Origin of the sequence: Brevundimonas olei (assembly GCF_037055245.1) — a bacterium.
GTDB lineage: Bacteria > Pseudomonadota > Alphaproteobacteria > Caulobacterales > Caulobacteraceae > Brevundimonas > Brevundimonas olei.
This window is the reverse complement of sequence record NZ_CP146369.1, coordinates 1,543,865-1,570,709: the sequence shown is the minus strand read 5'-3', so window position 1 is coordinate 1,570,709 and position 26,845 is coordinate 1,543,865. Positions and strand designations below refer to the sequence as shown.

At 67.3% G+C, this 26,845-nt stretch carries 22 protein-coding genes and 1 tRNA gene; 9 read left to right on the top strand and 14 right to left on the bottom strand.

Annotated elements, in window-relative coordinates; all coding sequences use genetic code 11:
• Positions 1-36: 36 nt before the first annotated feature.
• From V8J38_RS07460 to V8J38_RS07450, 3 genes are read right to left on the bottom strand one after another with little or no spacing between them, the layout of a single operon-like run.
• Positions 37-660, bottom strand: a complete 624-nt coding sequence (locus tag V8J38_RS07460) for an NADH-quinone oxidoreductase subunit C (protein ID WP_291774501.1) — start codon at positions 658-660, stop codon at positions 37-39.
• Complete coding sequence (locus V8J38_RS07455) at positions 657-1,256, bottom strand: NuoB/complex I 20 kDa subunit family protein (RefSeq protein WP_087141646.1); 600 nt, start codon at positions 1,254-1,256, stop codon at positions 657-659. The genes V8J38_RS07460 and V8J38_RS07455 overlap by 4 nt, the downstream gene beginning before the upstream one ends.
• Positions 1,226-1,603, bottom strand: a complete 378-nt coding sequence (locus tag V8J38_RS07450; protein WP_338578502.1) for an NADH-quinone oxidoreductase subunit A — start codon at positions 1,601-1,603, stop codon at positions 1,226-1,228. The genes V8J38_RS07455 and V8J38_RS07450 overlap by 31 nt, the downstream gene beginning before the upstream one ends.
• 209 nt (positions 1,604-1,812) lie before the next feature.
• On the opposite strand from V8J38_RS07450, the gene V8J38_RS07445 reads away from it, so the two are divergent.
• Both V8J38_RS07445 and V8J38_RS07440 read left to right on the top strand, forming a co-directional pair.
• Positions 1,813-3,429, top strand: a complete 1,617-nt coding sequence (locus tag V8J38_RS07445; protein ID WP_338578501.1) for an AbgT family transporter — start codon at positions 1,813-1,815, stop codon at positions 3,427-3,429.
• Positions 3,430-3,523: 94 nt separating this feature from the next.
• Positions 3,524-3,600 (top strand) — tRNA-Asp (locus V8J38_RS07440).
• A 149-nt stretch (positions 3,601-3,749) separates the two neighbouring features.
• Here V8J38_RS07440 and V8J38_RS07435 read toward each other — a convergent pair.
• Entirely contained in the window at positions 3,750-5,000 is a 1,251-nt protein-coding gene (locus tag V8J38_RS07435) for a glycosyltransferase (RefSeq protein WP_291774477.1), read from the bottom strand.
• Between the two features lie 299 nt (positions 5,001-5,299).
• Between V8J38_RS07435 and V8J38_RS07430 the strand changes: the two genes are divergently transcribed.
• The 3 genes from V8J38_RS07430 (at position 5,300) to lexA (ending at position 11,558) form a co-directional block, all read left to right on the top strand.
• Positions 5,300-8,521, top strand: coding sequence for an autotransporter outer membrane beta-barrel domain-containing protein (locus V8J38_RS07430; protein ID WP_338578500.1), 3,222 nt, complete (start codon positions 5,300-5,302; stop codon positions 8,519-8,521).
• Positions 8,522-8,637: 116 nt separating this feature from the next.
• Entirely contained in the window at positions 8,638-10,734 is a 2,097-nt protein-coding gene (locus V8J38_RS07425) for a S9 family peptidase (protein ID WP_338578499.1), read from the top strand.
• Between the two features lie 119 nt (positions 10,735-10,853).
• Entirely contained in the window at positions 10,854-11,558 is a 705-nt protein-coding gene (gene lexA / locus V8J38_RS07420; protein ID WP_291774468.1) for a transcriptional repressor LexA, read from the top strand.
• Positions 11,559-11,614: 56 nt separating this feature from the next.
• On the opposite strand, the gene V8J38_RS07415 is transcribed toward lexA, so the two are convergent.
• Complete coding sequence (locus V8J38_RS07415) at positions 11,615-13,708, bottom strand: ComEC/Rec2 family competence protein (RefSeq protein WP_338578498.1); 2,094 nt, start codon at positions 13,706-13,708, stop codon at positions 11,615-11,617.
• A 58-nt stretch (positions 13,709-13,766) separates the two neighbouring features.
• Between V8J38_RS07415 and gltX the strand changes: the two genes are divergently transcribed.
• The 3 genes from gltX (at position 13,767) to V8J38_RS07400 (ending at position 18,325) form a co-directional block, all read left to right on the top strand.
• Positions 13,767-15,182, top strand: coding sequence for a glutamate--tRNA ligase (gene gltX / locus V8J38_RS07410; RefSeq protein WP_338578497.1), 1,416 nt, complete (start codon positions 13,767-13,769; stop codon positions 15,180-15,182).
• A gap of 67 nt (positions 15,183-15,249) precedes the next feature.
• A complete protein-coding gene (gene gltA, locus V8J38_RS07405; protein WP_291774456.1) occupies positions 15,250-16,551 on the top strand; it encodes a citrate synthase in 1,302 nt (433 codons plus the stop codon).
• Between the two features lie 265 nt (positions 16,552-16,816).
• Positions 16,817-18,325, top strand: a complete 1,509-nt coding sequence (locus tag V8J38_RS07400; RefSeq protein ID WP_338578495.1) for an acetyl-CoA hydrolase/transferase family protein — start codon at positions 16,817-16,819, stop codon at positions 18,323-18,325.
• 10 nt (positions 18,326-18,335) lie between these two features.
• Here the strand turns inward: V8J38_RS07400 and V8J38_RS07395 are convergent, their stop codons facing one another.
• On the bottom strand, positions 18,336-19,208 hold the full coding sequence (locus V8J38_RS07395; protein WP_338578494.1) for a DMT family transporter: 873 nt from the start codon (positions 19,206-19,208) through the stop codon (positions 18,336-18,338).
• Positions 19,209-19,311: 103 nt separating this feature from the next.
• Here V8J38_RS07395 and V8J38_RS07390 point away from each other — a divergent pair, with 103 nt between their 5' ends.
• The gene (locus V8J38_RS07390) at positions 19,312-20,697 is read left to right on the top strand and encodes a PLP-dependent aminotransferase family protein (protein ID WP_338578493.1); all 1,386 of its coding nucleotides are present in this window, start codon (positions 19,312-19,314) and stop codon (positions 20,695-20,697) included.
• Here the strand turns inward: V8J38_RS07390 and V8J38_RS07385 are convergent.
• The 8 genes from V8J38_RS07385 to V8J38_RS07350 form a co-directional block, all read right to left on the bottom strand.
• A complete protein-coding gene (locus V8J38_RS07385; protein WP_291774443.1) occupies positions 20,687-21,925 on the bottom strand; it encodes a serine hydrolase domain-containing protein in 1,239 nt (412 codons plus the stop codon). The two genes, V8J38_RS07390 and V8J38_RS07385, sit on opposite strands and share 11 nt — an antisense overlap.
• Before the next feature lie 4 nt (positions 21,926-21,929).
• Complete coding sequence (gene era, locus V8J38_RS07380; RefSeq protein ID WP_338578492.1) at positions 21,930-22,895, bottom strand: GTPase Era; 966 nt, start codon at positions 22,893-22,895, stop codon at positions 21,930-21,932.
• The gene (rnc, locus tag V8J38_RS07375) at positions 22,892-23,608 is read right to left on the bottom strand and encodes a ribonuclease III (RefSeq protein ID WP_338578491.1); all 717 of its coding nucleotides are present in this window, start codon (positions 23,606-23,608) and stop codon (positions 22,892-22,894) included. Before rnc ends, era begins: the two co-directional genes overlap by 4 nt.
• Complete coding sequence (lepB, locus tag V8J38_RS07370) at positions 23,608-24,534, bottom strand: signal peptidase I (protein ID WP_338578604.1); 927 nt, start codon at positions 24,532-24,534, stop codon at positions 23,608-23,610. Before lepB (V8J38_RS07370) ends, rnc begins: the two co-directional genes overlap by 1 nt.
• A gap of 115 nt (positions 24,535-24,649) precedes the next feature.
• Positions 24,650-25,399, bottom strand: coding sequence for a signal peptidase I (gene lepB, locus V8J38_RS07365; RefSeq protein WP_338578490.1), 750 nt, complete (start codon positions 25,397-25,399; stop codon positions 24,650-24,652).
• Positions 25,400-25,450: 51 nt separating this feature from the next.
• Entirely contained in the window at positions 25,451-25,852 is a 402-nt protein-coding gene (gene acpS, locus V8J38_RS07360; protein WP_338578488.1) for a holo-ACP synthase, read from the bottom strand.
• Complete coding sequence (locus V8J38_RS07355; protein ID WP_291774427.1) at positions 25,849-26,595, bottom strand: pyridoxine 5'-phosphate synthase; 747 nt, start codon at positions 26,593-26,595, stop codon at positions 25,849-25,851. The genes acpS and V8J38_RS07355 overlap by 4 nt, the downstream gene beginning before the upstream one ends.
• Complete coding sequence (locus tag V8J38_RS07350) at positions 26,592-26,843, bottom strand: hypothetical protein (protein ID WP_291774424.1); 252 nt, start codon at positions 26,841-26,843, stop codon at positions 26,592-26,594. Before V8J38_RS07350 ends, V8J38_RS07355 begins: the two co-directional genes overlap by 4 nt.
• Positions 26,844-26,845: the final 2 nt, after the last annotated feature.

The window sequence follows — 26,845 nt, the reverse complement described above, 5'->3', positions numbered from 1 at the left end:
AACCGGTCGGAGCCGGAGTGTTGTTACCGTCGGCCATTACTGCGCTCCCGCCTTCTCGTCGCCCGGCAGGACGGTCGGATAATCGGCGCCTTCCCACGGAGACAGGAAGTCGAAGTTGCGGAATTCCTGAGTCAGCTTCACCGGCTCATAGACCACGCGCTTCTGCTCTTCGTCGTAGCGGACCTCGACATAGCCCGTCATCGGGAAGTCCTTGCGCAGCGGGTGCCCCTGGAAGCCGTAGTCGGTCAGGATGCGGCGCATGTCCGGGTGATCCGAGAAGATCATGCCGTACATGTCGAAGGCTTCACGCTCGAACCAGCCCGCTGACGGATAGACCGACGACACGCTGGGGACCGGCTTGACCTCATCGGTCGAGACCTTGACGCGAACGCGCGCGGCGCGCGTCAGCGACAGCAGGTGATAGACGACCTCGAACCGCTCGGCGCGGTCGGGATAGTCGGCGCCGCAGACGTCCATGCACTGCTGGAAGCCGAACTGATCGCGCAGGGCCGTCATGACCTCGACGATCTTCTCGCGCGGGGCGATCAGGGTCAGTTCGCCATAGGCGACCACCGCCTCGACGCCGAGCGCCGCGACCATTTCCGTGCCCAGAGGCGTCAGGGCGGATTCGCGCTCCGCAACGCGCACCAGTTCGCTCATCGCTCGATGGTCCCCGTGCGGCGGATCTTCTTCTGCAGTTGCAGGATGCCGTACAGCAGAGCCTCGGCGGTCGGCGGGCAGCCCGGAACATAAACGTCCACCGGCACCACGCGATCACAGCCGCGCACGACGCTGTAGCTGTAGTGGTAATAGCCGCCGCCGTTGGCGCACGAACCCATCGAGATGACATAGCGCGGGTCCGGCATCTGGTCGTAGACCTTGCGCAGGGCCGGAGCCATCTTGTTGGTCAGGGTGCCGGCGACGATCATCAGATCCGACTGGCGCGGCGAACCGCGCGGCGCGGTGCCGAAGCGCTCCAGGTCGAAGCGCGGCATCGACAGGTGGATCATCTCGACGGCGCAGCAGGCCAGGCCGAACGACATCCACATCAGCGAACCGGTGCGGGCCCAGGTGATGACGTCGTCCAGCGAGGTCGTCAGGAAGCCACGCTCGCCCAGCTCCGTATTGACGGACTCGAAGAACTTGTCGTGAATCTTGGGGTCATAGCCCTCGACGGTCGAGCGCGCGGCGGAACCGGCGGGGACCAGGGGGCTAGAGGGGGCGATCACTGCCATTCCAGGGCTCCCTTCTTCCATTCGTAGATGAAGCCGACCGTCAGGACGCCCAGGAAGACCATCATCGACCAGAAGGCGAAGACCATGCCGCCGGGCGACAGGTCGAACATCGACACCGCCCAAGGGAACAGGAAGGCGATTTCCAGGTCGAAGATGATGAAGAGGATCGACACCAGATAGAAGCGCACGTCGAACTTCATGCGCGCGTCGTCAAAGGCGTTGAAGCCGCACTCATAAGCCGAGAGCTTCTCGGTGTCGGGGTTCTTGGGGGCCAGCACCCAGGCCGCCAGCATGAAGCCGGCGCCGAGCACGATGGCGATGCCCAGGAAAACGACGATCGGAAGATATTCTAGAAGAAATTCGTTCATTCGAGCTGCCTCGCCCGCCGGGAGGTAGGGGGCGGATTCGGGGCTTCTTAGACCCAACCTCGCCAGGGTTCAAACCCATGTCGGCAAAGGTTTTTTGTTGCGAATGGTTCGCAGTTTTTTGCGCGATTTGCCGCAGGCCGCGCGATTGCCTCCTATGCCGCTGATCCGCGAAATGCGCCGTCGCCTTCGACACAGCCGAGAGCTTGCGCATGAACCTGGCCGCCCGCCTGCTGAACTCCATCGAACGCATCGGCAATCGGCTGCCAGATCCTGTCTTCCTATTCCTTTGGCTGATCCTGGGCCTGGTTGTTCTGAGCCTGGTCGGCGCAGGTCTGGGCTGGTCCGCGATCAATCCGGTGACCGGCGAGGCGCTGCAGGCGCAAAGCCTTCTGTCGCCCGCCAATCTGGAGCGGCTGTTCATCGGCATGCCGCGCACCCTGGCCGATTTTCCGCCGCTGGGGATCGTCATCACCATCATCTACGGCGCCTCGGTGGCCGAACGGACGGGCCTGTTCTCCACCGCCATTCGCGGCGCTCTGCTGAATGCGCCACGATTCATCCTGACGCCGATCGTGGTGATCACCGGCATGGTGTCTCACCACGCCTCCGACGCCTCCTATGTCGTGGTGATTCCGCTGGCGGCCGTCATCTTCGCCGCAGCGGGCCGTCATCCGCTAGCCGGCCTGGCCGCCGGATTCGCCGCCGTGTCGGGCGGCTATGCCGGCAATCTGTTCCCCGGCGCCAGCGACGCCCTGATCCTGGGCATCACCGAGCCCGCCGCCCATCTGATCGACCCGTCCTACGCCGTCAGCATCGCCGGCAACTGGTTCTTCATCGTCGGGGTGGTGATCGTCTTCACGCCCATCGTCTGGTTCCTGACCGACCGGGTGATCGAGCCGCGCCTCGGCGCCTGGACGCCGCACGACGCCGCACCGGTCGCCGCCGAAGAGAAGACGCCCCTCACCGCGGCCGAAAAGCGCGGCCTGGCCTGGGCGGGCCTGACCATCCTGGCCATGATCGCCGTCTGGACAATCGTGACCTTCCTGCCTGGCTCGCCCTTCGTCGACGCCGACGCCGAGCCGGAACAGCGCTTCAATCCCCTGTATCGCTCGCTGGTGGCCTTCTTCGCCCTGACCTTCTTCATGGCGGGCGCGGCCTTCGGCGCGGGGTCCGGCTCGATCAAGACCCACCACGACCTGGTGCGGATGATGCGCGAGGGCATCAGCCAACTGGCCCCCTACATCGTCCTGGCCTTCTTCGCCGCCCACTTCGTCGCCATGTTCAACTGGTCGGGCCTGGGGCCGATCCTGGCGGTCAACGCCGCCGCCTCCTTACGCGAACTGGCCCTGCCCACGCCGCTGCTGCTGATCATGGTGGTGCTGGTGTCCTGCGTTTTCGACCTGTTCATCGGCTCGGCCTCGGCCAAGTGGTCGGCGCTCGCCCCCATCGTCGTGCCCATGTTCATGCTGCTGGGCATCAGTCCCGAGATGACCACCGCCGCCTATCGCATGGGTGATTCCGTCACCAACATCGCCACGCCGCTGATGAGCTACTTCCCGCTGATCCTGACCTTCGCCCAGCGCTGGGATCCCAGGTTCGGCCTGGGCTCGCTGATGGCGACCATGCTGCCCTACGCCGGGGCCTTCCTGGTCGCGGGACTGATCATGGTCGCGTCCTGGGTGGCGCTGGACCTGCCGCTGGGACCGGGCGTGGGCGTCCACTACGAACCGCCGCCGCCCGCCACGGCGTCGCAACTGCCTGCGGACGGCGGAATCGCCGGTCCCGCAGCCCCGCCGCAGGCCGCCGCAACGCCCTCGGCCAGATGATTTGATTTATCCACAGCCGCGTCGCTTGACGTGCGACGCGGCCCCGCCTAAACGACGCCCCTCGCCGGGGCGCACAGTCGCTTCGGATGGGAACGCGGGTGTAGCTCAGTTGGTTAGAGTGCCGGCCTGTCACGCCGGAGGTCGCGGGTTCGAGCCCCGTCACTCGCGCCACTCCTCTCAGGGTTCTGAGGGAGTGGCGCACCGCCCTTCCCTTTTCTTCTGACAATCGAGATCGACCCAGGCGCAGCTTTCGCGCGCCTGCTTGGCCATGACCTGTCGCAGGCCCTCGGGACGAGCCCGAGGGCGACAGCGGCGGGCGCCTAGTTGATCGGCAACATCTCTCGCGGCGTGACGAACTCGGCCTTCCCGGTCAGTTCGCCATAAAGCATGGTCAGATCCTCGAACACGCGGTTCCAGGCGAACTGCTCGACCGCCTTGACCCGCGCCGCCGCCCCCAGGGCCTCCACGTCGCGCGCGAACAGGGCCTCAATGGCCGCCGCGTAGTCGACCGGGTCGGCGGAAACGGCCAACTGACCGACGCTCTCGTCCACCGTCTCGGCCACGCCGCCCGAGTTGACGCCCACCACGGCCCGGCCGCAGGCCATGGCCTCCAGCACGATCAGGCCGAACGGCTCCTTGTCGTTGGCGTGCACGAAGGCGTCGCAGCTGGCGATGATGCGGGCCACCGCGCGCGGATCCTTCTCGTAAGGCAAGGAGATGACCCGGTCCTCGGGCGGCATCCCCGCCCCCGCGCCGACCAGCACCAGATGATAAGGCGCGCCCAGACGCTGCACCGCGTCGATCAGGACGCCGACGTTCTTCTCCTTGGCCGGACGCCCGGCGAAACACAGCAAACGGGCGTCGGCGCCCAGGCCCAGCTTCTTCAACAGCCAGTCGCGATCGCGGCGGTCGGGATGGAAGGTGTCCACCTCGACGCCCAGCGGACGAATCACAATGCCGCCCACGCCCGCCTCTTCCAGGCGCTGCGCGATAAAACGGCTGGGCGAGACCACGCGGTCGAATTGGGAGAACAGCCTGGCCCACCGCTTTTCGACCGGCTTCTTGGCCCACTCCCCGAAATGCAGGGCCGCCAGGGCCGCCGGGTCCGAGTGGCAGAAGCCGACGACCGGGCAGCCGACCCTCTGGCCGGCCTCCAGCGCGCCCTGGCCAGGCGTATAGGGATCGCCCGCCTCGATCAGCGAGGGATTGAGCGACGACACCCAGGCGCCCCAGCGCCGCACCGAACTGGGCCAGCGATAGCCGTCGCCGAACGGCAGCTTGGGCGCGTGAAGACGGACCACGCCGTCGGGCTCCATCCTGTATCCCGCCCCCGGCACGACCAGGTTGTGCGCCACCTCGGGCCGATGCCCCTCCAGCCAGGCCTTCTTCGACAGGAGATAGCGTTTCACCCCGCCGGAGCGCGGCGCGAACAACATGGTGGTGTCGACGAGGCGCGGCCGGGAATCAGCGGCTGCGGTCTTCGTGGCTCGCAAGGTGTCGGCCACCTCTTCGTCCAGGCCGGGAAACAGCCTCAGTTCGCTTTCCTGGACGTCGATATGGTTCGCGCTCATGCGATGGATCCTGTGCCTGTCGTTCTTCACGCTAACGCTAAAGCTCCGGCTTTGGATGCGACGGACACGGCTGATCTTCACCGCGACTTTCGGCCCGTAGCGCCTGGAACCGCTACGCTCAAGAGGGCGTCGCAATCCGGTCGCACGCTGCCGCTTTTCATCCGCCGTTCAGCTTCATCTGCATAGGCCGGGCCTTGCATTCGCCTCAAATTCGAGAAACTTGGGGCGTGCGGGCGTGGACCCTGTTAGGAGGGGCGCCTTCAATCCTTGCGCGTGCGACCACGAGGGGTTTCTTACGAATGCGTATTCTGCTCGCGAGCGCCGTTGCGATCGCCCCCCTGCTGGTCGCGTCCGGCGCTCAGGCCGAACAGGTCATTTCGAACGCGCGGACGACGCCTGTCAGCACTTCGACCGCCAACAACGGCGCGCGCGACGACGTGCGGCTGGCCAGCGGCGGTTCGATCGCCGTGACGTCAGGCGCCGCCGTGACGCTGGATTCCAGCAATGACGTGAAACTGGATTCCGGATCCAAGATCGACATGCTCAAGGCGGCCGACGGCGCCACGGGCATCCTGGTCAACGGCGGCAACACCGGCGACGTCACCATCGGCGGCGCGATCAACATCACCGACTCGATCGAGGAATATAAGGACGAGGACAAGGACGGCGACCTGGACGGTCCGTTCGCCGACGGAACGAACCGTCATGGCGTCCGCGTCACGGGCTCGGCTCCGCTGGTCGGCGACATCCGCATCGAATCGTCCGGTTCGATCAAGGTCGAGGGCAATAATTCCTCGGGCCTGACGGTCGAGGCCCCGTTGACCGGCGACCTCTTCAGCCAGGGTCAGGTCAGCGTCGTCGGCAACGACACCTACGGCATCCACACGACCGGCGACATCACCGGCGACGTCACTATTCTGGGCAGCGTCAGCGCCATCGGCGAGAACGCGACCGGGGTCGCTATCGACGGCGCGGTCGACGGCGCGGTCAAGATTCAGGGCGCGGTCAATACGACCGGCTATCGCTACACCACCCCGCCGCCCAGCAAGCCGACGACGGGCGAGCCGCGCGAGGGCGCGACCTATCTCGAAAATCTCGACGACGACGATCTGCTGCAGGGCGGCCCGGCCGTCCGCATCGCGGGCGACGTCACCGGCGGCGTGGTCTTTGATGGCCCTCCCCCGCCCCTGCCTGACGACGCGACTGAGGAAGAGAAGAAAGACACCGACCGCGACAAGGACGGTATTCCCGACGCCCAGGAGACGACCGCCGCCATCCGTTCGTTCGGCGGCGCGCCGGCGGTGCTGGTCGGCTCAGCCGACAAGGCCATCAACCTGGGCCCGGTGGGAACCGGAGACGACGCCTATGGTCTGATCAACCGGGGCTCCATCGAGGCGGCCGGCGTCTACAAGGACGTCGACGCCACCGCTGTCCAGATCGGCGGCACGGGCCAGTCGGTCACCCTGGCCGGCGGGCTGCGCAACCAGGGCACGATCACCTCTTCGGCGAACACGGGCGACAGCACGGGGGTCCTAATCGGCGCGGGCGCCACGGCGCCGAGCATCGTCAACTCGGGGGCGATTCAAAGCGTCTCCGCCGGCTCGGAAGCCAACGTCGCCGCCGGCGTGCTGATCAACCAGGGCGCCAATGTCGCCTCCTTCGTCAACTCCGGCTCGGTGACGGCAGGGGTCAACGGCTCCAAGGGCGACGCCGTCGCCCTGCGCGATGAATCCGGCACGCTGACCACGATCAACAACACCGGCAAGATCGTGGCCGCCATCAGCCCCGAAAAGGATGTGGCCCAGACCGGCTCGGCCATCGCCGTGGACGTCAGCGCCAACAGCACAGGCGTCACCCTGGTCCAGGACGGCGTGGTCGTTCCCGATCACAAGCTGCCGGACGCCGACGGCGACGGGGTGCCTGACGCCAATGAACCCGCGATCCGCGGCGACATCCGTCTGGGCTCGGGCGCCGATGTGCTGGACATCCGCAACGGCACGGTGAACGGAGACATCTCCTTCGGAACCGGCGCCGACCGCCTGGCCATCAGCGGCGGCGCCGTGGTGACCGGCAAGCTGTCCAATGGCGACGGCCAGCTGGACATCGACATCTCCAAGGGCACGCTGGATGCGCGCCATACGGGCCAGCTTCAGGTCAGCGACCTGAACGTCGGCGCCGACGGCAACCTGATCGTGACCCTGGACCCGGCCAACGACGCCAACGGCGGCTTCAAGGTCAGCGGCAGCGCCGACCTGGCCGACGGGGCGGGCCTGGGCGTCCGCTTCAACTCCCTGATTCAGGACCCGACGTCCTTCACCATCATCGAGGCGGGCGACCTGAACGTCGGCGCCATCGACCAAGACGTGCTGCAGTCCAACTCGCCCTACGCCTTCGTGGTCAACGCCAACGTCGATGAAGCCGCCGGAAAGCTGACGGTCGACGCCCGTCGCCGCACGGCGGAAGAGGCCGGCATGATCAAGGCCGAGGCCGCCGCCTATGACGTGCTCTACGCCGGCCTGGCCGACAATGAGCTGATCCGCGCGGCCATGCTGAACCAGACGGACCGCGACGGCTTCTTCCACATCTATCAGCAGTTGTTGCCCGACCACTCGGGCGGCCCGCTGCTGTCGCTGGCCAGCGGCGTCGACGCCGTGACCCGCGCCCTGACCGGCCGCAACGCCGCCGCGGCGCCGGGCGAGACCAGCGCCTGGGTGCAGGAGATCAACTTCTACGCCGACAAGGACAAGACCGACACCTACGGCTTCCGTTCCGAAGGCTTCGGCCTGGCCGGCGGCGTCGAACGCGGCACCAACATGGGCGCCTTCGGCCTGACGGCCGCCTTCACCTCGTCGGATCTGGAAGACCCGGAATCGGCGGCCGAGGAAGTGCTGTCGGCCAGCCTGCTGGAGCTGGGCCTCTACTGGCGGGCCCAAGGCCAATACTGGACGACCTGGGCGCGCGCCGCCGGCGGCTACGCCTCCTTCAACGCCACGCGCAAGCTGGTCGCCGAGGGCGTCAACCTGAAGAACGAATCCAGCTGGCACGGCTTCACCCTGGCCGCCGCCGGCGGCGCTTCGTACGAGCGCCACTTCGGGCGCCTGAACATCCGCCCCGAGGCCTATGTCGAATATTTCTCGCTGAGCGAGGACGCCCGCACCGAACAGGGCGGCGGCGACGGCTTCGACCTCGATATCGATGAGCGCGACGGCCACATCTTCTCGGGCGTGGCGGCCGTGAACATCGGCTACGGCTTCGGCAAGGACGGCTGGATTCGCCCCGAGGTTCGCCTGGGCTGGCGTCAGAACTTCTCGGTCGACGCCGGCACCACCATCGCCCGCCTGGCTTCGGGCGGCGACGCCTTCACCCTGGACCCCGCCAGCATCGAGGGCGGCGGTCCGATCCTGGGCTTCCGCCTGAACGTCGGCAACGACCTGGGGCTGCTGTCGATCACCGGCGACGCCGAACTGCTGGAAGACTACGTCCGCTACACCCTGCTGCTGCGGGCCAGCTTCAAGTTCTGATTTTTCTTCGGAACACGAACACAAAAGGGCCGCCGGATTCGTTCCGGCGGCCCTTTCCCTATCTTGCCGAGCCCTCTCGCCTTTCTATGATCCCCCCGAACCAGAGGGGGTTTCATATGAACAAGTTCGCCTGGGCGGCCTGCGCCCTAATCCTGAGCGCCCATGCGCCGGCGATGGCCCAGACCGCCGAGCCATCGGTCGCCGCGCCCGCCCTGCCCGCCGTCGACCGCGGTCTCTTCTCCGCCCAGGACCTGTTCGGCATGGAGGTCGCCTCCGACGCCCAGATCAGTCCGGACGGCGCGCAGATCGCCTATGTTCGCCAGACGGCCGACATCATGACCGACCGGATGCGCCCGACCATCTGGCTGATCGACGTGAAGACCGGCCGCCACGCGCCGCTGATCGCCTCGGCCGGCTCGCACCGTCAGCCGCGCTGGTCGCCGGACGGCACGCGCCTGTCCTACATCTCCAGCGCCGAGGGCGGCGCGCCGCAGTTGTTCGTGCGCTGGATGGCGTCGGGAGAATCGGTCCGCGTCACCAACCTGCCGAACACCCCGTCCAGCGTCAGCTGGTCGCCCAACGGCGAGCAATTGGCCTATTCCGTCCTGGTTCCCGGCGAAAAGCCCAAGATCGGCTCGCCGCTGGTCAAGCCGGAAGGCGCCCAGTGGGCTCCGCCGCTGGAGATCATCGACACCGTCACCTATCGCGCCGACGGTCAGGGCTATCTGAAGCCCGGCTTCCGCCACGTCTTCGTCGTCGGCTCCCAGGGCGGCGGCGGGCGCCAGCTGACCCATGGCGACTTCAATCACGGCGGCGGCCTGTCCTGGTCGGCCGATTCCCGCACCATCTACCTCAGCGCCAACCGCCGGGCCGACTGGCAACGCGAGTCCGCCGACAGTGAAGTCTACGCCGTGGACGTGCAGACGGGAGGTCTGACGGCCCTTACCGACCGCGCGGGGCCGGACAATTCGCCCGTCGCATCGCCCGACGGTCGTCGCATCGCCTACCTCGGCTACGACGACAAGCGGATGGGCTATCACAACACCCGCCTTCATGTGATGGACGCCGACGGCTCTAACCGCCGCGTCCTGACCGGGGATCTCGACCGTTCGGTCCAGTCGCCGGTGTGGAGCCGCGACGGCCGCTCGGTCTATGTCGCCTATGACGACCAGGGCCGCACCAAGGTCGCCCGCGTGTCGCTGGACGGCGCGATCACCACCCTGATCGAAGATCTGACCGGCGACGACTTCGGCCGTCCCTACACCGGCGGCGGCTTCACCGTGGCCGACGACGGAGCCATCGCCTATACGCGCGGCGATTCAAGCCGCCCGGCCGACGTCCACATCCTGAAGGGCGGCCGCAGCACCCAGCTGACCCGGCTGAACGCCGATTTCCTGGGCGCTCGCCGCCTGGGCCAGGTGCGTCGCGTCCAAGTCGCCTCCTCCCACGATCAGCGCGCGGTCGAAAGCTGGCTGACGCTGCCGGCCGACTATGTCGAGGGTCAGCGCTATCCCCTGGTGCTGGAAATCCACGGCGGCCCGTTCGCCGCCTATGGCCCTCATTTCGCCACCGACAACCAGCTGTTCGCCGCAGCGGGCTATGCCGTCCTGTCGGTCAATCCGCGCGGCTCGACCTCCTATGGGGACGAGTTCGCCAACCTGATCCACCACAACTACCCGTCGAACGACTATGACGACCTGATCAGCAGCGTCGACGCCGTCATCGCGCAGGGCGTCGCCGATCCGAACCGCCTGTTCGTCACCGGCGGCTCGGGCGGCGGCGTGCTGACCAGCTGGATCGTCGGCAAGACCGACCGCTTCAAGGCCGCCGTGGTCCAGAAGCCCGTCATCGACTGGGCCAGCTTCGTGCTGACGGGCGACAACCCCGCCTTCTTCGCCCGCTACTGGTTCGGCGAATTTCCGTGGGAGAACCCGGAGGCCTACTGGCGCCGGTCGCCGCTGTCGCTGGTCGGCAACGTGAAGACCCCGACCATGGTCGTCGTTGGCGACGAGGACTATCGCACCCCGGTCAGCGAGTCGGAGCAGTACTACACCGCCCTGCAGCTGCGCGGCGTGCCCACGGCCTTGGTGAAGATCCCCGGCGTCGGCCACAGCCTGGCCGTCCGCCCGTCCCAGAACGCGGCCCGCATGAACGCCATCATCGAGTGGTTCGAGCGGTACAAGGACGGCGCCCCGACCACGACGGCGCAGTAAGAGCCTCCCCGCGTCCGTCCGGCGACGGGCGCGGGGGCCAGCGTGGCGTTAGTTGACTTTTAACCAGAACACTTACAGAACATCACGAACGGTTCACGCCTTGTTCTGGATTCGCCGCCATGCTCACAAAGAAACAGCACGAACTCCTGATGTTCATTCATGAGCGCATCCGGGAGACGGGCGTTTCGCCGTCCTTCGACGAGATGAAGGAGGCGCTGGACCTGGCGTCCAAGTCCGGCATCCACCGCCTGATCACGGCGCTGGAGGAACGCGGCTTCATCCGCCGTCTGGCCCACCGCGCCCGCGCGCTGGAGGTGGTCAAGCTGCCGGAACAGGCGACGGCCGCTGCGCCGGCCAAGGGGCGGGCCCCGTTCAGGCCCGACGTGATCCAGGGCGGCGGCCTGAACCCGCGCCAGGTTGTCGCGGAAGCCGCCAACGACGTGCGCGATCTGCCCCTGCTGGGCAAGATCGCCGCCGGCACCCCGATCGCCGCCATCCAGCATGAGCGCGAGCGCCTGCCCGTCCCTGAATCCATGCTGGGCGCCGGAGAGCATTACCTGCTCGAGATCGAAGGCGACTCCATGATCGAGGCCGGCATCCTCGACGGCGACACAGTCATCATCAAACGGGTGGAGAACGCCTCCTCGGGCGAGATCGTCGTGGCCCTGGTTGAGGGCGAGGAAGCCACGCTGAAGCGCCTGCGCAAGAAGGGCCAGTCCATCGCCCTGGAGCCCGCCAACAGCGCCTATGAGACCCGCATCTTCGGCCCCGACCAGGTCGAGGTCCAGGGCAAGCTGGTCGGTCTGCTGCGCCGGTATCACTGATCCCACTTCCGCTCATCCCGGCGTCCGCCGGGATGAGCGGGGTTGAGGGTCAACGCCTAATCCGTCCCGCCTCCGCTCCACGGCCGCCGTCCCCGCACCTCCGCCGCCCATAGGGCGCGCCAGCCGCCCGCCTCATCCCGCCACAACTCCACCGAGCCGCCGCGCGCATGATCGGCGCCGTCCAGCACCAGCCGCCCCTCGCATGACGGCGGCAAGGCCGCGACCACGGCCCGCACGCTGATCACCTCGGCGCTGCGGCACATCTGATCCATCTGCCCTGCGCCCGGCGCCGCCTTGCCCCACCACAGGGCCAGCGCGCCCTCCCGCTCTTCCGGCGTGCAGAAGGACCGCTTGCAAGTCCAGCCTTCACCCGGCCGCCCGACCGCTTCCAGCCCTCGCCGCCGGGACCACAGGTCGCTGGCGAACTGACGCACGGCAGGCCGCATCACGACCGCCTGCTCCCCCTGCCGATACGCCGCGTTCGCCCCGCCGTCGCCGATCCACACGTCCGGCGGCGCGGGGCGCGGCCAGATCAGCACCGCCGCCGCGAACGGCAGGCCCACCCATCGCCATCGTCCGCGCCACAGGCACATGAACAGTATGCCCAGGAAGGCGACCGGCAGGGCCGCCGCCGGAGCGCTGGGGATCGCCTGAACCGCGCCGGGCAGGCTCGCCGCCCAGTGGCCGATGGCCAGCATGGCGTCCACAGACTTCCCCGCGAGCCACAGAAAGGGCGCGCCGAGGCCCAAAGGCTCGAGCGCCGCCCCCAGCGCCAGGGCGGGCATCATGATGAAGTCCGCCAGCGGCGCCGTCGCCAGGTTGGCGATCAGCCCATAGACGGCCGTCCGATTGAAATGCTGCATGGCGAACGGCCCGGTCGCCATGCCCGCCACCAGACTGGCGGCGCAGGCGGCCAGCAGCCAGCTGCCGAACCTCTGCACCATGACGATAGGCCAGGGCGCGGCGAACTCGCGGATACGACGCGGCCAGACCTCGACAAGGGCGACCAGGGCCGCCGTCGCCGCGAACGACATCTGGAACCCCGGCGTCACCACGGCTTCCGGCCGCAGCAACAGGACCACGAAGGCCGCCGCCGCCAGCGCCCGCATCGTCACAGCCTGCCGATCCGCCAGTATGGCCAGGAAGGCGATGGAGGCCGTGACCGCCGCCCGCTCGGCCGGTGGCGGGGCGCCGGAAATGACCAGATAGGTCCCCACCGCGATCAGGCCCGCGATCGCCGCGACCTTCTTGCCCGACACGCGCAGCGCCAGCCACGGCCAGGCTGCGACCAGCAGGCGCACGGTGAAGAAGACGAAGCCCCCGACGACCGCCATGTGCAGACCCGAGATCGACAGGATGTGCGCCAGTCCCGAATCCCGCATGGCGTCCAGGTCGGGGCTCTGGATCCAGGTCTCGTGCCCCGTCGTCATGGCCGCCGCCACCCCGCCCGTGCGTTCGCCCAGACGCGCCACGATCCGCTCGGCCAGGGCGTAGCGCACGGCGTTAACCTTCATCTCCATCCGCACCCGCCACGGCGGCGGCGCCAGAGCGGCGGGCCGCGTCGGCCCCAGAGCGAACAGCGTCCCACCCATGCCCTGGAAATAGGCGTTGCGGCCAAAGTCATAGGCGCCGGGACTGGCGGGCGGCGGCGGCGGATTCAGGATGCCGAAGACGCGGATGGCCGCGCCGGGCGGCGGCGGCGCGCCTTTCACCGTCACGCGCAACCGCTCGGGCGTCGCCTCGGGCGTCAGACCGCGCACCCGCACCGGCGCCACGACGATGCGAGCGCCGTTCTGGCCCGGCGAATCCACGTCCATCACCCACCCTTCAATCTGGGTCGGCGCCAGGTCCGCTGGTGCGATGGGAGCCGCCACCGCCTCGACCCTTAGCTTGGCCACCGCCAGGCCGCCGCTGAAACAGGCCAGCATAAGCAGGCTTAGTGTCGCAGCACGCGGCAACCCCCGCGCCCGACCGACAAGCCAGAGGCCCAACAGCGCCAGACCCGCCGCCGTCAGCGGCCACGTCGCTGGTTCCTCTTTCAGGATGAAGTAGCAGCCGCATCCCGCCCCGAAGCAGACGGATGACCACAGCGGCCAGCGATCCGCCTGGGACCGCGCATCGTCGCCCAGGCTGTCAATTAAGCGGGCCATAAGGGTTCGCTTCCCCACGGGCGGGCGTATAAGACCCTGCCCTATGGACCCTGCCTCTATGACCTCCCCTTCCTCGACCGTCGTCACCCGCTTCGCCCCCTCGCCCACAGGCTACCTGCATATCGGCGGGGCGAGAACCGCGTTATTCAATTGGCTGTACGCCAAGGGACGCGGCGGCAAATTCCTGATCCGCATCGAGGACACCGATCGCGAGCGTTCGACGGACGAGGCGGTGAAGGCGATCTTCGACGGCCTGTCCTGGCTGGAGCTGTTCGGCGACGAGGAGCCCGTCTTTCAATTCGCGCGCGCCGACCGTCACCGCGAGGTGATCAATGAACTGCTGGCGACCGGCCACGCCTATCGTGACTTCCTGACCGCCGACGAGACCACGGCCTTGAGGGACCAGGCCAAGGCCGAGGGCCGCGACTTCGTCTCGCCCTGGCGCGACCGCGAACCGAGCGTCGACGATCTGGCCAAGCCGCACACCGTGCGCTTCCGCCGCCCGCTGGATCAGGCTGTCGTGGTCGACGATGCGGTGCAGGAAACCGTGCGCTGGGAGTCCGCATCGCTGGACGATCTGGTCATCCTCCGCTCGGACGGAGCGCCGACCTACAATCTGGCCGTGGTGGTGGACGACCACGACATGGGCGTGACCCATGTTATCCGCGGCGACGATCATCTGAACAACGCCGCCCGCCAGAGCCTGATCTACGACGCCCTGGGCTGGACGCGGCCGACCTTCGCCCACATCCCCCTGATCCACGGCCCGGACGGCGCCAAGCTGTCCAAGCGCCACGGCGCCCAGGCGGTGCATGAGTACGCCGACATGGGCTATCTGCCCGAGGCCATGCGCAACTATCTGGCCCGACTGGGCTGGGCCCACGGCGACGACGAGCTGTTCAGCGACGAGCAGGCCCTGGCCTGGTTCGACCTGACCGGCGTCAACAAGGCGCCCGCCCGCCTGGACTTCGACAAACTGGCCCACGTCAACGCCCACTGGCTGCGCCTGGCCGACGACGACCGTCTGGCCAAGCTGACGCTTGACGCCCATCTGGCGCGCGGCCGCGCGCTGCAGCCGGATGACGAGGAACGGCTGCTGCGGGCCATGCCCTTCATCAAGGATCGCGCCAAAACCATACCGGAACTCGCCGACCAAACGGCATTCGTGTTGCAGGCGCGTCCGCTCCCGTTTAACGAGAAATCGGCGGCTTTGCTGCAGGGCGAAACCGGGCTGCGAATCTCACGACTGCGTGAACGACTGGGACTTTTCCAGAGCTGGGATGTCTTCGCCTTGGAGGCGGAACTTAAGGCTTTCGCCGAGGAGGAAGGCGTAGGCTTCGGAAAAATCGGCCCTTCCATGCGCGCTGCCTTGACGGCTGGCTCGGCGTCGCCCGATATCGCCCGCACGCTTTGCGCGCTCGGACGCGACGAAAGCCTCGGGCGCTTGGATGATGCGCTGCAACAGACTAAGTGATCACCCATAACCAACTCAGGCCGCCCGCCTCCCCGCGCGCCGGTCCAAGGAAGAACAAGGGGCCTAGATGACTGAACAAGCGAAACCCGCCGGCTCGGCGACCCTGTCCTACCAGGACAAGACTGTTGAGCTCCCCGTCCTTTCCGGCTCGACCGGCCCGGACGTCATCGACATTCGCAAGCTGTACGGCGGAACCGGCGCCTTCACCTTCGATCCCGGCTTCACCTCCACGGCGGCCTGCGAATCGGGTCTGACCTACATCGACGGCGATGAAGGCGTGCTGCTGCACCGCGGCTACCCCATCGACCAACTGGCCTCCAAGTCCAACTTCCTGGAAGTCTGCCACCTGCTGCTGCACGGCGAACTGCCGAACGCCGCCGAATTCGAAGAGTTCGAGCAGTGCGTCACGCGCCACACCATGCTGCACGCCCAGTTCGACCGCTTCTTCGAGGGCTTCCGTCGCGACGCTCATCCGATGGCGATCATGGTCGGCACCGTCGGTGCCCTGTCGGCCTTCTATCACGACAGCCTGGACATCCATGACCCGGTCCAGCGCAACATCTCGGCCATCCGTCTGATCGCCAAGATGCCGACGATCGCGGCCCGCGCCTACAAGTACCACATCGGCCAGCCCTTCATCTCGCCGCGCAACGACCTGTCGTACGCCGAGAACTTCCTGCGCATGTGCTTCGCCGTCCCGGCCGAGGACTATCAGGTCGACCCGGCCCTGGTGCGCGCCATGGACCGCATCTTCATCCTGCACGCCGATCACGAACAGAACGCCTCGACCTCGACCGTCCGCCTGGCCGGTTCGTCGGGCGCCAATCCGTTCGCCTGTATCGCCGCCGGCATCGCCTGTCTGTGGGGCCCGTCGCACGGCGGCGCCAACGAAGAGGCGCTGAACATGCTGAAGGAAATCGGCACCCCGGACCGCATCCCCGAGTTCATCGAGGGCGTGAAGGCGCGCAAGTACAAGCTGATGGGCTTCGGCCACCGCGTGTACAAGAACTACGACCCGCGCGCCAAGGTCATGCAGCAGTCGGCCTATGAAGTGCTGGCCGCCACGGGCCGCGAGAACGACCCGCTGTTCCAGGTCGCCAAGGAACTGGAGGCCGTCGCCCTGCAGGACGAGTATTTCACCTCGCGCAAGCTGTTCCCGAACGTCGACTTCTATTCGGGCATCACCCTGTCGGCCATGGGCTTCCCGACCACCATGTTCACCGTGCTGTTCGCCCTGGCGCGCACCGTGGGCTGGATCGCTCAGTGGCAGGAAATGATGGCCGATCCGTCGCAGAAGATCGGCCGTCCGCGTCAGCTGTACACGGGCCCGACCGAGCGCGACTACGTGCCGCTGGCCCAGCGCGGCTAAGCCGTCGCACAACGAAAAATGCAGAAGCGCCGGGGCGAAAGCTCCGGCGTTTTTTCGTGCTCGGTGAGTCATCAAGCCTCGCGCCCTCAGTGAACCGCAAGGCGAGGATCCGGCGATCATGGCGCTGTCCGCCAGACAATCCTACGGCTAACGCCTTTGTGATCACGGCGCGTTACGACCAAAGCCGTATTGGAATCAGGGTGATGCGGCGCCTATGTCCGCGTCGTTCCTTGAGCCCTCCCCGGCTCCAGTCGTCAGGTTTGCGATGTCCCGCGTCCGTAACGCCGCCCTCAAGTCGAAGATCATGTCCGCCCAGGACGCCGCCGCCCTGATCCCGGCCAACTCGACCGTGGGCATGAGCGGCTTCACCGGCTCGGGCTATCCCAAGGTCGTGCCCATGGCCCTGGCCGAGCGGATCGAGGCCGAGCACGCAGCCGGCAACCCGTTCCGGCTGAAGGTCTGGACCGGCGCCTCGACCGGGCCTGAGTTGGACGGCGCCCTAGCCAAGGCGGACGGCATCGAGTTCCGCCTGCCCTACAACTCCGATCCCGTCGCGCGTGAGAAGATCAACAAGGGCGAGATGGAATACCTGGACATGCACCTGTCGCAGGTGGCGCCGGTGGCCTGGCAGGGCTTCCTCGGTCCGCTGGAGACGGCGGTAGTCGAGGTGTCGGGCATCCGCGAGGACGGGGCGCTGATCCCCTCGTCGTCCATCGGCAACAACAAGACCTGGCTGGACCGCGCCGACCGCATCATCCTCGAGGTCAACAGCTGGCAGAACGCCGCGCTGGAGGGGATGCACGACATCTACTACGGCACCGCCCTGCCACCCGCGCGCGTGCCGATCCCGCTGACCAAACCGACCGACCTGATCGGCGAGACGGTCTTCCGCGTCGATCCATCGAAGATCGCCGCCATCGTCGAGACGGACAGCCCTGACCGCAACCTGCCCTTCGCCGCGCCCGACGCCAGCGCCACAGCCATCGCCGGGCATCTGATCGAGTTCCTGCAGCATGAAGTGAAGCTGGGCCGCCTGCCCGCCCATCTGCTGCCGCTGCAATCGGGCGTGGGCAATGTCGCCAACGCCGTGCTGGCCAGCCTTCAGGACAGCCCGTTCGAGAACCTGACCGCCTATACGGAGGTGCTGCAGGACGGGATGCTGGACCTGCTGGACTCAGGGAAACTGACGGTCGCCTCGGCCACCGCCTTCTCGCTCAGCCCCGAGGCCGCCGCCGATCTGAACAACCGCATGGAGCAGTTTCGCGGCAAGATCATCCTGCGCCCGCAGGAAATCTCGAACCACCCGGAGATCATCCGCCGTCTGGGCTGCATCGCCATGAACGGCCTGATCGAGGCCGACATCTACGGCAACGTCAACTCGACCCACGTCATGGGCTCGCGCATCCAGAACGGCATCGGCGGCTCGGGCGACTTTGCGCGCAACGCCTACATCTCCTGCTTCGTCACCCCGTCGACGGCCAAGGGCGGCAAGATCTCGGCCATCGTCCCCATGGCCAGCCACGTCGACCACATCACCCAGGACGTGCAGGTCATCGTCACGGAACAGGGGCTGGCCGACCTGCGCGGCCTGTCGCCCAAGCAGCGCGCGCGGGTCATCATCGCCAACTGCGCGCACCCCGACTATCGCGACGCGCTGAAGGACTATTACGACCGCGCGCTGGAAGGGTCATACGGCCTGCAGTCGCCGCACCTGCTGACCGAGGCGCTGTCGTGGCACCAGCGCTACATCGAAACGGGGTCGATGAAGGCCTGACCCTCCCGTCTCAGGCATAACGGCGGGCCACGGCGACGCTGGCCACCGTCAGTGCGGCCGCCGCGACCATGGTCCACGGCACGGCCTCGTGCAGCACCAGCCCCGCCAGCGCCAGGGCGAAGAAGGGCTGGAGCAGTTGAAGCTGCCCCACGCTGGCGATGCCGCCCATCGCCAGGCCGCGATACCAGAAGATGAAGCCGATCAGCATCGAGAAGACCGAGACATAGGCCAGTCCGGTCCACGCCGGGACGCCGATGGCGCTCCAGTCGGCGGGCAGGTCCATCGTCGTCACCACCAGCATGATCGGCGCCGACAGCACCAGCGCCCAACAGATGACCTGCCAGCCGCCCAGACGCCGCGCCAGTATGCCGCCCTCGGCATAGCCCAGACCGCAGATGACGATGGAGGCCAGCATCAGCAGGTCGCTGGTCCACGCTCCGTCGCCGTGGCTGCTGAAGGCGAAACCGATCACCGTGGCGCTGCCCAGACCGGAGAACAGCCAGAACAGCGGGCGCGGCCTCTCCCCGCCTCTCATTACGCCGAAGATGGCCGTAGACAACGGCAGCAGGCCGATGAAGACGATCGACCGGGCCGAGGTCATATGCTGCAGCGCCAGGGCCGACAGCAGGGGAAAACCCACCACCACCCCGACCGCGATCACCGCCAGCGACATCAGATCGCGCCGGTCCGGCCGCGCCTGCCGCGTGGCCAACAGCACCAGCCCCGCCAGCGCCGCCGCGATAACCGCCCGCGCGCCCGTCAGGAACAGCGGCGACAGGTCCGCCACCGCCAACCGCGTCGCGGGCAGCGAGCCGCTGAAGATCACCACCCCCAGAAGCCCGCAGATCAGGCCGTCGATGCGCTTCTGTTTCGCCGTGTCCATTCCGTCTTCCTCTTCGCCGCCTGATTGGACTCCCGGCGCTGGCGAAGGCAGCCACAGATCGATACGCTTTCGCCGAACTGTATGGATTATGGAGCCGGCACGGTTGTCCCGCAGCACACGCACCACCGAGGTCATGGAGGCCATTCGCATCCGTATCGCCGGGCGCAGCCTGGCCCCCGGCGACCGCCTGCCGTCGATCCGGCGTTTCGCCGAGACCATGGCGGTTTCGCCTTCAACCGTCGTCGAGGCCTATGACCGGCTGGCGGCCGAGGGGTTGATCCGCGCCCGGCCGGGATCAGGCTTCTATGTCTCGGGCGCCGCCCTGCCTCCGCTCAGTTTTGCGGTCGATCCCGGCCTGCACGACCGCGCCGTCGATCCCTTCTGGGTGTCGCGCCAGTCGCTGGAGGCGCCGCCGGAGGCCCTCAAGCCCGGCTGCGGCTGGCTGCCTGCCGACTGGATGCCGACCGAGGCGCTGCGCAAGGCCCTGCGCGCCGTAGCGCGGGCGGACGACGCCCTTCTGACCGACTATGGCGGCGTGCTCGGCTCGAGGGCGCTGCGCCGCATCCTTCTGGGTCGTCTGGCGACCGAGGGGCTGCAACTCGGCCAGGATCAGGTGCTGCTGACCGGCTCCGGCACCCATGCCGTCGATCTGACGTGCCGTTATCTGCTGCGGCCCGGCGATACGGTGGTCGTGGACGATCCCTGCTACTTCAACTTCCGCGCCCTGCTGCGCGCGCATCAGGTCCAGGTCGTCGGCGTCCCCTACACGCTCACAGGCCCTGACGTCGAACGGTTCGAGGCCGTACTGAAGCAGGCCTCCCCCCGGCTCTATCTGACCAACGCCGGGCTTCAGAACCCGACCGGCGCCGGCATCGCGCCCCAGACGGCGCACCGCCTGCTGAATCTGGCTGCAGCGCATGATCTCACCATCATCGAGGACGATCTTTTCGCCGATCTGGAGCCCGAGCCCACCACCCGACTGGCGGCGCTGGACGGGCTGAACCGGGTCATCCGCATCGGCAGCTTCTCCAAGACGCTGTCGGCCTCCCTGCGCTGCGGCTACATCGCGGCGCGCGTCGACCGGATTTCGGACCTGGCTGATCTTCAGGTGGCGACGGGCTTTGTCGGCGCCAGTCCGGTGGCGGCCGAGGCCATCGCCCACGTCCTGGCCGGGGGCGGCTATCGCAAGCATCTGGACGAGGTTCATCGACGCCTGGCGCGAAAGCGCCGCGAGGTGATCGCCCGCCTGAGATCCATCGGCGTCGAACCCTGGATCGAGCCGCGCGGCGGCTTCAATCTTTGGTGCCGACTGCCCGGCGAAATCGATTCCGCCGACTTGGCGCGCGCCGCGCTGAAGGAGAACATCGTCCTGGCGCCCGGCGACGTATTCAGCCCCTCACAGACGGCCAGCCGCTTCATGCGGGTCAATGTGACCCACTGCGACGACCCGCGCCTGATGAGCTTCCTGCGCCTAGGCCTCAGCGGCTGAGCGCGGCAGGGAACGGGCGGCCGAGAGCCTCGGCCATGGCCTGCTGATTGATCAGCAGCACCAGGTCGCGCAGGTGGTAGTTGTTGGACAGCACCACCACCGTCACCTCCTGATCCGGCTGATAGGACACCAGGTTACGGAAGCCCGCCCAGCTGCCGGTGTGGTAAATCTGGCGGTCGCTGAACGGCGAAGAGGTCCGCTCGCCCAAAGCGCTGACGTAGAGGCCGTAGCCATAGGCCCGGTGCGGGCCGCGCCGCTCCGGCATGTCGTCCGGGGCGTGGTCGGCGATCAGATCGGCATAGGCCTTGTCGCTCAGGATATGGCCCTGATGCAGGGCGCGGTTCCAGGCCAGCATGTCGTCCAGCGTCGAATACAAGGCGCCGGCGCCGGCCACCACGCTGACGTTGGCGATAGGCTGCGGCGTCAGACCCGCCGGGAACAGGCCGTAGCCCATGGCCAGGCCTTGGGCGTCGTCGTTCACGTCGGAGCCGGTGTCCTTCAGGCCCTGGGGCTTGAGGATGGCCTGCTCCAGATAGGTCTCGAACGGCTGGCCGCTGGCCCTCGACACGATCTCGGCCGCCAGATTGAAGGCGGCGTTGTTGTAGCGAACCTTTGTTCCCGGTTCGAACTGCAGGCCATAGCGGGCCGAGGTCTCGGTCAGCTCCTGCGGCGTACGATGGGTGACCCGAATACGGCCCCACTCGGCCTGGGCCATCAGGTCCGGGATACCCGAAGTGTGCGACAGCAGGTGATGGATGCGCAGCGGCCGCCAGGCGTCCGGGCACGGCTCGATCCATTTGCAGACGGGGTCGTCGACCGACAGCTTGCCCTCGTCCTGAAGCTTCAGGACAGCGACGGCGGTGAACTGCTTGGACACCGACGCCAGGCGGAAACGGGTGTCCAGGGCGAAGGGGGTGTCCTGCTCATAGTTCGCCTTGCCGTAGACCTGACGGAACAGGACCTGACCGCCCTTCGACACCAGGACCGCGCCGGTGAACTGCTTGGTCGCGGCCAGATGATCCAACCGTTCCTTCAACTGCGGCAGAGCCTCGACCACCTCGACGGGCGGTCGCTTGGGCAGGTCCGACTGGTAGACGACAGCCGCCTGGGTCTCCGGTGCGACGGCGTTCAGGAACCAGGCCCCCGCCCCGGCCGAAATCAGGCCGGCGGCGACGAGAGAGCCGAGGAACCAGGGCCTGCCGCCCGCAGTCTTGGGAACGATGAACACGGTACTAGACGTCAAACTCCAGGCCGAACTGGGCGTACAATGCCTTAGAGTCTTGCCACTTCGGATCGACTTTGACGGTCAAAAACAGGTGAACGGGGCGATCCAGGATCTCGATCAGCTCCTCGCGCGCCTTCTGGCCGATCCATTTCAGGGTCTGGCCGCCCTTGCCCAGCACGATCGGGCGCTGGCTTTCACGCTCGACATAGATGGTCTGTTCGATGCGCGCCGAGCCGTCGGCGCGGTCCTCGAAGCTGGTCGTCTCGACCGCCGCCGAATAGGGCAGTTCCTCGTGGACGCGCAGATAGACCTTCTCGCGCGTGATCTCGGCGGCCAGAACGCGCAGCGGCACGTCCGCCGACTGGTCTTCGGGATAGAGCCACGGCCCCTCGGGCATAGCCTTGGCCAGACGCGCCTTCAGATCGTCCACGCCGTCGCCGCTGAGCGCCGAGATCATGAAGACCTCGGAATAGACACCCGTTTCGAACAGGCGCTGCGACAGGGCCAGCAGGGTGTCGCGGCGCATCCCGTCGATCTTGTTCAACGCCAGGATGACCTTGGTGTCGGTCGCCTTCAGATTGGCGATGATGGTCTCGGTGTCCTCGGCCGAGCGGCGGTCGGCAGGCGTGCCTTCGCGGCCTTCGGCGTCGATGTGCGACTGGGCGTCGACCAGGTGGACGACCACGTCGGCGTCCTGCGCCCCGGCCCAGGCCGAGGCGACCATGGCGCGGTCCAGACGGCGGCGTGGGGTGAAGACGCCGGGCGTATCCACCAGCACGATCTGGGCGTCGCCCTCGATGGCGATGCCCCGCACGGGAAAGCGCGTCGTCTGCACCTTCTGGGTGACGATGGAGACCTTGGAGCCCGTCAACCGGTTCACCAGCGTCGACTTGCCCGCATTGGGCGCGCCGATGATGGCGGCGAAGCCCGCGTGCTGGTTGCTGATCTCGGTGGTTTCGGGAGTTTCGGTCAAATCACGCCTTCACGTTTCAAAAGAGCGACGGCGGCGGCCTTTTCCGCCTCCTGTCGCGAACGCCCTTGGGCTCGGGCGGGTTCATAGCCGGTCACCGTCGCCTCGACCGTGAAGGTCGGCGCGTGGTCCGAGCCGGTGCGCTGGATCACCGCATAGGTCGGCAGCGGACGGCCCTGCCCCTGCGCCCATTCCTGCAGGGCGGACTTGGGATTGGTGATGGCCGGCGCGGGAGGCGCCGCCAGTTCCTCGGCCCAGGCGCGCTCGAACACGGCCTGAGCCGCGATCAGGCCGCCGTCGCGATAGACGCCCGCCAGGATCGCCTCAACAGCATCGGCGATGACTCCGGCCTTTCTGCGGCCGCCGGTCTTGGTCTCGCCCGGAGACAGGCGCAGGGCGTCGCCGACGCCTAGCCGCTCGCCCACGCGGGCGCAGGCGGCCTTGTCCACCAGGGCGTGCAGGCGGGCCGACAACTGCCCCTCGTCCGCTGCGGGAAAGTCGCGCACCAGGCGGTCGGCCACCAGAAGACCCAGCACCCGGTCGCCCAGGAACTCCAGCCGCTCGTTGTCGGCCGGAACCTGCGGGCCTGCGCCTTCGCCCACGCTGGAATGGGTCAGGGCGCGTTCCAGCAGCTCCGGCTCGGCGAAATCATGTCCCAGACGACGACGCAGGGCCGCCACGGCCTCGGCGCGCACGTTCGTGCGTCCGCCGGCCATCAGTCGAGGATCTTGAAGAACCGGCTGAAGCGCACATTGGCGAACCAGCTGACCGGATTGAACAGCGAGGCGCCCGGCGTCCACGAGAACATGATGATCTCGGCCTTGCCGACCAGATTTTCGGCCGGGACCATGCCCACGCCCGCCGACATCTCGACACGGCTGTCGATCGAGTTGTCGCGGTTATCGCCCATCATGAAATAATGGCCCGACGGCACTTCATACAGCGGCGTGTCGTCCAGCTCGCCGCCCGGACCGAAGTCCTGCGTCATGAAGGTGCGGCCGCCCGGCAGGGTCTCGCGCAGCTGCGTCACCGAACGGGCGCCGAACATATCGGCCATCTGGGCGCGGCTGACCTCGACGTCCTGAACCGGCGCGCCGTTGATGTAGAGCTTGTTGGCGATCATCTGCACCTTGTCGCCCGGCAGGCCGATCACGCGCTTGATGTAGTCGGTCTTGTTGTCGCGCGGCAGCTTGAACACGGCGATGTCGCCGCGCGCGGGCGCCTTGCCCAGGATGCGGCCGTTGAACACCGGCGGGCTGAACGGGATCGAGTGCTTGGAATAGCCGTACGACCACTTCGACACGACGATGTAGTCGCCTTCGTACAGGTTCGGCTCCATCGAGGCCGACGGGATGGTGAAGGGCTGGAACAGCAGCACACGCAGCACCAGCGCGATCAGCAGGGCGAAAACGACGGTCTTGATGATCTCGACCGTTTCGTTGCTCGCGGACTTTTCTTTCGTCACTCGTTTGGCTTTCCTGTAGCGCCGCGGCGCATGGATCGGCTTTTCGCTGTCGAGCGCTTCAGGGTCGTCCCCCATGTCGAAGGGGGCGTCGCCGTCATCGCTCCAGATCGGGCGGCCGACCGCCGGATCAAGGGCGGAGGCGCCCGCGCCGCCGTTCAGCTTGGGGTCGTCGGTCATCATCTGCTCGAATCCCCTGCCGCGCGCAGGGTTGGAAGAGCGAGGCGTAATCGCTGAACCCGCAGCGGGCAAGACTCCGCATGATGAAGGAACCGCAACCTCTTCAGGAATGGCCTTAATGGAGGATCTTGAAGAACCGGCTGAAGCGCACGTTTGCGAACCAGCTGACCGGGTTGAACAGAGAGGCGCCCGGCGTCCACGAGAACATGATGATCTCGGCCTTGCCGACCAGATTTTCGGCCGGGACCATGCCCACGCCCGCCGACATCTCGACACGGCTGTCGATCGAGTTGTCGCGGTTATCGCCCATCATGAAATAATGGCCCGACGGCACTTCATACAGCGGCGTGTCGTCCAGCTCGCCGCCCGGACCGAAGTCCTGCGTCATGAAGGTGCGGCCGCCCGGCAGGGTCTCGCGCAGCTGCGTCACCGAACGGGCGCCGAACATATCGGCCATCTGGGCGCGGCTGACCTCGACGTCCTGAACCGGCGCGCCGTTGATGTAGAGCTTGTTGGCGATCATCTGCACCTTGTCGCCCGGCAGGCCGATCACGCGCTTGATGTAGTCGGTCTTGTTGTCGCGCGGCAGCTTGAACACCACGACGTCGCCGCGCTCCGGCCCCTTGCCCAGAATGCGGCCCTTGAACACCGGCGGGCTGAACGGGATCGAATGGCGCGAATAGCCGTACGACCATTTCGACACGACGATGTAGTCGCCCTCATACAGGTTCGGCTCCATCGAGGCCGACGGGATGGTGAAGGGCTGGAACAGCAGCACACGCAGCACCAGCGCGATCAGCAGAAAGATCGACACGACACGAAGCGTGTCGATCCATTCGGCCAACGCCGTCTGCGATTTACTCATTGTCGGCCCCGATAAAAAACCAGCGATCGCTATCTAGCCGACACCACGCGCCTAAGCCAACGGCACGGCTTCGATCACCACAAAGGCCAGGGCATAGGGGTGTTCGTCGCTGAGGGTCAGGTGGATGCGCGCCTCATGCCCCGGCGGGGTCAGGCGGGTCAGATGCTCGGCCGCGTGGCCGGTCAGGGCCAGCGTCGGCTGGCCGGACGGCAGGTTCACCACCTCCATGTCGCGCCAGTAGACGTCGGAGCGCATCCCGGTGCCCAGGGCCTTGGCGCAGGCTTCCTTGGCCGCGAACCGCTTGGCGTAGCTCCACGCCGGATCGGCCTTGCGGTCCGAGCGGGTGCGTTCCAGTTCGGTGAAGACACGCTGTTTGAAACGGTCGCCGAAGCGGTCCAGCGACGCCTGAATGCGCCGGATGTCCGACAGGTCGGCGCCGACACCGATGATCATGACACGGCCTCGTCCATCGCCGCGCGCATCCGGCGAATGGCGGCGTCCAGACCAACGAAGACCGCCTCACCGATCAGGAAGTGGCCGATGTTCAGCTCGACGATCTCGCGGATGGCCAGCACATCCCCCGCCGTGGCGAAGTCGAGGCCGTGGCCCGCATGGACCTCCAGCCCCAGAATGTCGGCCTGGGCGGCGGCGGCGGCCAGACGCTCGAACTCGACCGCGCGCTGGGCCGGGTCGGTCAGGTGGCAATAGCGGCCGGTGTGGAACTCGACCACCTGGGCGCCGACGGCGGCGGCGGCCTCGACCTGATCCTCGGACGGTTCGATGAACAGGCTGACGCGGATGCCGGCGTCGGACAGCGCCTTCACCACCGGGGCGATGCGGGCCTCGTGACCGGCGACGGCCAGTCCGCCCTCGGTCGTCACCTCTTCGCGGCGCTCAGGCACCAGACAGGCGGCGTGCGGACGGTGGCGCAGGGCGATGGCCAGCATCTCGTCCGTCACCGCCATCTCGAAGTTCAGCGGCTTGTCCGCGCGGCGGCACAGGGCCGTCAGCACGTCGATGTCGGCGTCGGTGATATGGCGACGATCCTCGCGCAGGTGGGCGGTGATGCCGTCGGCGCCGGCCGCCAGCGCCGCCTCAGCCGCGCGGGCCGGGTCGGGATGAGCGCCGCCGCGCGCGTTACGGACCGTGGCGACGTGGTCGATATTGACGCCCAGACGAACCCGCTGACGCTTCATCCCGCCTCTCCGGTCTTGGTCGCTCTACGGCGAACCAAATCGCCCAAAAAGCCAACCAGAACGGCAAGGATCACCAATGCGGACAGTTCGTCGCCGGTAAACACGCCTCGCCGCCATTTTTCCACAAGCACCAAACACGCAGCCCCCAGCAGCATGAAGCGCAAAGCCGAAAGTCCACGCGCCGTCCGCTCGTTAAAAAACAGGCGAAAGGCCAGGCTGTTCCGGTCCGTTATAGGCTGCGACGCCATTT

Bases quoted from the DNA above. Each gene is read 5' to 3' on its own strand.
- V8J38_RS07435 (WP_291774477.1), bottom strand. From the start codon at position 5,000: ATGAGCGCGAACCATATCGACGTCCAGGAAAGCGAACTGAGGCTGTTT.
- V8J38_RS07450 (WP_338578502.1), bottom strand. From the start codon at position 1,603: ATGAACGAATTTCTTCTAGAATATCTTCCGATCGTCGTTTTCCTGGGC.
- lepB (WP_338578490.1), bottom strand. From the start codon at position 25,399: ATGAGTAAATCGCAGACGGCGTTGGCCGAATGGATCGACACGCTTCGT.
- V8J38_RS07355 (WP_291774427.1), bottom strand. From the start codon at position 26,595: ATGAAGCGTCAGCGGGTTCGTCTGGGCGTCAATATCGACCACGTCGCC.
- V8J38_RS07350 (WP_291774424.1), bottom strand. From the start codon at position 26,843: ATGGCGTCGCAGCCTATAACGGACCGGAACAGCCTGGCCTTTCGCCTG.
- V8J38_RS07445 (WP_338578501.1), top strand. From the start codon at position 1,813: ATGAACCTGGCCGCCCGCCTGCTGAACTCCATCGAACGCATCGGCAAT.
- lexA (WP_291774468.1), top strand. From the start codon at position 10,854: ATGCTCACAAAGAAACAGCACGAACTCCTGATGTTCATTCATGAGCGC.
- V8J38_RS07415 (WP_338578498.1), bottom strand. From the start codon at position 13,708: ATGGCCCGCTTAATTGACAGCCTGGGCGACGATGCGCGGTCCCAGGCG.
- rnc (WP_338578491.1), bottom strand. From the start codon at position 23,608: ATGGCCGGCGGACGCACGAACGTGCGCGCCGAGGCCGTGGCGGCCCTG.
- V8J38_RS07430 (WP_338578500.1), top strand. From the start codon at position 5,300: ATGCGTATTCTGCTCGCGAGCGCCGTTGCGATCGCCCCCCTGCTGGTC.
- V8J38_RS07460 (WP_291774501.1), bottom strand. From the start codon at position 660: ATGAGCGAACTGGTGCGCGTTGCGGAGCGCGAATCCGCCCTGACGCCT.
- acpS (WP_338578488.1), bottom strand. From the start codon at position 25,852: ATGATCATCGGTGTCGGCGCCGACCTGTCGGACATCCGGCGCATTCAG.
- V8J38_RS07395 (WP_338578494.1), bottom strand. From the start codon at position 19,208: ATGGACACGGCGAAACAGAAGCGCATCGACGGCCTGATCTGCGGGCTT.
- V8J38_RS07425 (WP_338578499.1), top strand. From the start codon at position 8,638: ATGAACAAGTTCGCCTGGGCGGCCTGCGCCCTAATCCTGAGCGCCCAT.
- V8J38_RS07400 (WP_338578495.1), top strand. From the start codon at position 16,817: ATGTCCCGCGTCCGTAACGCCGCCCTCAAGTCGAAGATCATGTCCGCC.
- V8J38_RS07455 (WP_087141646.1), bottom strand. From the start codon at position 1,256: ATGGAAGAAGGGAGCCCTGGAATGGCAGTGATCGCCCCCTCTAGCCCC.
- lepB (WP_338578604.1), bottom strand. From the start codon at position 24,534: ATGACCGACGACCCCAAGCTGAACGGCGGCGCGGGCGCCTCCGCCCTT.
- gltA (WP_291774456.1), top strand. From the start codon at position 15,250: ATGACTGAACAAGCGAAACCCGCCGGCTCGGCGACCCTGTCCTACCAG.
- gltX (WP_338578497.1), top strand. From the start codon at position 13,767: ATGACCTCCCCTTCCTCGACCGTCGTCACCCGCTTCGCCCCCTCGCCC.